The 3329-nt window shown below is 47.3% G+C and carries 11 protein-coding genes; all 11 read right to left on the bottom strand.

Annotated features, from left to right (window positions below):
• Positions 1-449 precede the first annotated feature (449 nt).
• The gene (locus LUQ50_RS15690) at positions 450-620 is read right to left on the bottom strand and encodes a hypothetical protein (protein WP_300041350.1); all 171 of its coding nucleotides are present in this window, start codon (positions 618-620) and stop codon (positions 450-452) included.
• A 20-nt stretch (positions 621-640) separates the two neighbouring features.
• Entirely contained in the window at positions 641-802 is a 162-nt protein-coding gene (locus LUQ50_RS15685) for a hypothetical protein (protein ID WP_300041348.1), read from the bottom strand.
• Complete coding sequence (locus LUQ50_RS15680; RefSeq protein WP_300041346.1) at positions 799-1146, bottom strand: hypothetical protein; 348 nt, start codon at positions 1144-1146, stop codon at positions 799-801. The genes LUQ50_RS15685 and LUQ50_RS15680 overlap by 4 nt, the downstream gene beginning before the upstream one ends.
• Positions 1143-1280 (bottom strand): hypothetical protein, encoded by a 138-nt coding sequence (locus tag LUQ50_RS15675; protein ID WP_300041344.1) that lies wholly within the window; start codon positions 1278-1280, stop codon positions 1143-1145. The genes LUQ50_RS15680 and LUQ50_RS15675 overlap by 4 nt, the downstream gene beginning before the upstream one ends.
• Complete coding sequence (locus tag LUQ50_RS15670; RefSeq protein WP_300041342.1) at positions 1277-1459, bottom strand: hypothetical protein; 183 nt, start codon at positions 1457-1459, stop codon at positions 1277-1279. The genes LUQ50_RS15675 and LUQ50_RS15670 overlap by 4 nt, the downstream gene beginning before the upstream one ends.
• Positions 1456-1593 carry a hypothetical protein gene (locus LUQ50_RS15665; protein WP_300041340.1) on the bottom strand — a complete coding sequence of 46 codons (138 nt, stop codon included), beginning with the start codon at positions 1591-1593 and terminating at the stop codon, positions 1456-1458. Before LUQ50_RS15665 ends, LUQ50_RS15670 begins: the two co-directional genes overlap by 4 nt.
• Positions 1590-1745 (bottom strand): hypothetical protein, encoded by a 156-nt coding sequence (locus tag LUQ50_RS15660; RefSeq protein WP_300041338.1) that lies wholly within the window; start codon positions 1743-1745, stop codon positions 1590-1592. Before LUQ50_RS15660 ends, LUQ50_RS15665 begins: the two co-directional genes overlap by 4 nt.
• Positions 1742-1936 (bottom strand): hypothetical protein, encoded by a 195-nt coding sequence (locus LUQ50_RS15655; RefSeq protein ID WP_300041336.1) that lies wholly within the window; start codon positions 1934-1936, stop codon positions 1742-1744. The genes LUQ50_RS15660 and LUQ50_RS15655 overlap by 4 nt, the downstream gene beginning before the upstream one ends.
• Positions 1936-2154, bottom strand: coding sequence for a hypothetical protein (locus LUQ50_RS15650; RefSeq protein ID WP_300041334.1), 219 nt, complete (start codon positions 2152-2154; stop codon positions 1936-1938). The genes LUQ50_RS15655 and LUQ50_RS15650 overlap by 1 nt, the downstream gene beginning before the upstream one ends.
• On the bottom strand, positions 2154-2489 hold the full coding sequence (locus LUQ50_RS15645; protein ID WP_300041332.1) for a hypothetical protein: 336 nt from the start codon (positions 2487-2489) through the stop codon (positions 2154-2156). The genes LUQ50_RS15650 and LUQ50_RS15645 overlap by 1 nt, the downstream gene beginning before the upstream one ends.
• A 577-nt stretch (positions 2490-3066) precedes the next feature.
• The coding region (locus LUQ50_RS15640) for a hypothetical protein (RefSeq protein WP_300041330.1) at positions 3067-3329 on the bottom strand (263 nt) is incomplete at its 5' end.

Genomic DNA, 3329 nt, shown 5'->3' with positions numbered 1-3329 from the left:
GTATAACCGAGATTACTCCATATAAGGATATTATAATTCCACCGAATTATTCGAATTATATTTGGATATGGGATACCACAGACAAAGAATCAAACCATGTCTATAAAATAACTCCACGTAATTGGAAACATCCATTAAAAAGGAAAATATTTTTAAAATAAAATCATAACGGCGATATTACAAAGATTTGAAAATTTATTTTTAATAATTTTTCTTCAAATATTGACTCATCAAGTTAGGATTAGATTAACTATTGAACACGGGCCGTAGACCTTTTTCAAATAGAGTTTTCATTTCTTTACAGGTTTCGCAGGTAATAGGGTCTGAAACATCCCATGGTGTTTCAGGTGTCTCTGCATTATGCATATTAGTAGATCTACCACAGAGAGACTTACTATCTACGAAATAATGAACCTTTTTAGAACGATCGGAACATCCCCATTTCCCTTTCATCCCTTCACCTGCTCAGATAACGGTTGCATGATCGAGGCAGCCTGGGTGTTGAAAATATAGTCCGGGTACTTTTGCTGAGCATACAGGCAGAGTTCGAGTGATATCCGCTCAGCTTCTGCCTCGACATCTGCCCGGCTGCCCTGCTTCTTCGCCCGGAACTTTAGCATACTCGATACGCACCAGTTACTCATTTAGGGCACGCTCCTTCATGCAGAAACAAGATGCCCCGGAGCGGCATCTGGATTCCGGTGAGTTTGCAAGTGGCATGAGTCGGCTTTGCGAGTCGACCGTTTATGGTGCCGGGATGTAGTTCTAGTTCTTTGCAGAAGTTGCAGGATCCTTCTATCATGATTGTCTCCTCACTGTAAGGTCCATGAAAGTTTTTACCGGGATGGCGACGTACGCCTCTGATCGGTTTCTGGTGAAGAAGAGTGCAGGGGTGAGTCCTTCTTTTTGGGCATTGGCTTCAGCCTGCTTCAGTGCCTCCCATATCTTCAGGGTCTCGGTGTTTTTGCATTCCACGGCATAAGGAAACACTTCTCTGGCAGCAGATGAGAGCTGAATGTCCATCCCGGCCTGTCCCATGCCAGTGGATACGGCATCAGGGTCAGGGAGGTCAAAATACGCTTTGATAATGTTGGCCACGGTTTGCTGAAACCGTCTGCCTTTTTGTTTACATGATGAGGATTTCATGGATATCTTCCCCGTTGATATGCTTTCTTGGCTTGTTCAGCGGCAAATGCTTCACTTCGGTCCCGACATTCCTGAGATGAAAGAAGGATCTTCAATCGCTTCAGGATCTTTTTCATCTCTGCGGGGGTTTTCATTTCCTCACCGCCCGGACGTGATACGAGCCATCGAGCCATAGACTGATGTCGGTCCACAGTTCGGTATCTGATAACATCTTGGCATGGTCGGCAGCGTCACGCCATGAAGTGAACTCGCGATGGTGGCGGGCTGTTGGTGCTGGTGGCGGAGGAGGAGGAAAGAGAGATAGTTGAGTCATTCGTAATCCTCCCCGGTTGCGTCCCAACAGTCTTCACAATATGGGCCTTCATCATTGGTATCATACAAACTATCTTCTCCTCTCCCTGCCCTTCCAGTGAGATCGCCGCATATCCAGCAGTACTCAAAACTCATACCGGCACCTCCTTGATATACTGATCAAGCACCAGCAACACCGGATCCGGAAGTGAACTGGCTGCAGCGATACTGAATGTTTCCATGCCGAATACTCTGACTAGACGCCGGAGAATCCAGCCACAGACGATGATGGTTGTATGATGAGTCATGTAGTTTCCTCCAGTGGAGCTGATGTTGCCCCGTCGTGTGTGTATCGGGTGATCATAATCCGGTGAGGATTTGCTGACGATTCGCGAACGTGAGCGAGAAATGCCCGGACCTCTGACGGCTTCGTTGCCCTTGCGGTGTGGTGGATGCCGGTGAGGTTATCAAGGTCGACCGCGATGAGATACTCGTCCATCAGATCCACCCCTGGAGCTTTGCGTATCGTTTGCCTTCCGATGTGAGTTGATAATCTGTTTTCGCCCCTTCTCCGGGGGTCTTTTTTATGTAAGATGTTTTTTTGAGTCCGGAGATGAGGGTTTTATTTCCAGGGAGGTCGACCACCCTGAACCCGTCTCCATCGAGGATTTTGCAGATGCTCCTGAAACACTCATAGGTGTGTATGCTCAGACCCATCAGACATCACCCCCCTTGAGGTCACTGGCATATCCGAGCAGGTCCCGATAGATGTCAGCCTCATGCTCGGTCATCAGGTTGGTGTCCCCTGCCTGGTCGTATGCCAGAGTCCAGATTAGTTCGGCCCGACGCTGCTGAAAGTCGTCAAGGTTAGTGATGATGTTATCTGCTTCGATGTGGTCATCAGTACCGGGAAGGGGTTTTGATGCTTTGATCCGTTTCAGTCGGTCTTCGGCCTTTACTATCCAGGATTCAAACTGTTGAGGGGGGAGGAGGTCGAATGCGTCGATCTGTTCCCTGCGAATGTTACAGAGGTGTTCAGTGAGTTCGTTCATGGGGACCTCCATATGCTACCTTTCTTTCGAATGCTGATCAGTCCATATCGGTATCCGTGTTCAAACAGTGCTGATGCAAAATCTCCGTCTTCGGGTTGTTGTCTAATGGGGCCAAATCCGCACCAGCCGAAGAAAATAAAGAAGTTTCGAGTCTGCATCTTAAACCCTCCTTTGCAATTCCTCTTCAACCCCTATCATGTATTTACGATAGGTTTCTCTGAACAATGCAGGGTTTATCTCCTGTTTTTTATGATCAAAAATCCCATGCCAATTATGGCAACCACCCATTCGAGGGGGACAGGTTTTGCAAGGATTATCAACTTTAGTTATCCACAATCCTCTCGAGTTATCAAAGACGGATCCGGGACAGGCTAGAATAGAGCACGGGCCTTCATGCTCTACCGGTTTCCTTCTCACGCTGTCACCTCCTCAATTTGAGATGATGAAAACCACCCTACACCCCCTACATAGTAGAGATCATCAGAATCCCCCGTGTGTTTGTGATCATAATAATCGAATGTCGAACAAAGGACCTGATTAAAATACGGAGACATTTCATCCAAAATCTTAATTCGTGTCACGCTGTCACCTCCGTTCTCATCGGGTATTTTACCGGCTGAACCAGAGAATCAATCGCTTCGAGATTCAATGCCCATACCGAAAATGCATTACGACTCGGTTGATTAATCTTGGTCACAATCCCCATGTGATGAAACCGGATCATCTTCCCGGAAGTAAGCGATATTCCCAGGGCATCACGAACCCATGCAGCCGTCCAGTAATCAGTTCCAAACCGGTTCCGGATCTGCTGGATGATCCGATCTTCACCTGTTTGGTAAT

It is taken from the genome of Methanospirillum sp., assembly GCF_028679455.1.
GTDB lineage: Archaea > Halobacteriota > Methanomicrobia > Methanomicrobiales > Methanospirillaceae > Methanospirillum.
The sequence above is the reverse complement of the archived record's forward strand: the minus strand, read 5'-3'. Positions and strand labels throughout refer to the sequence as shown.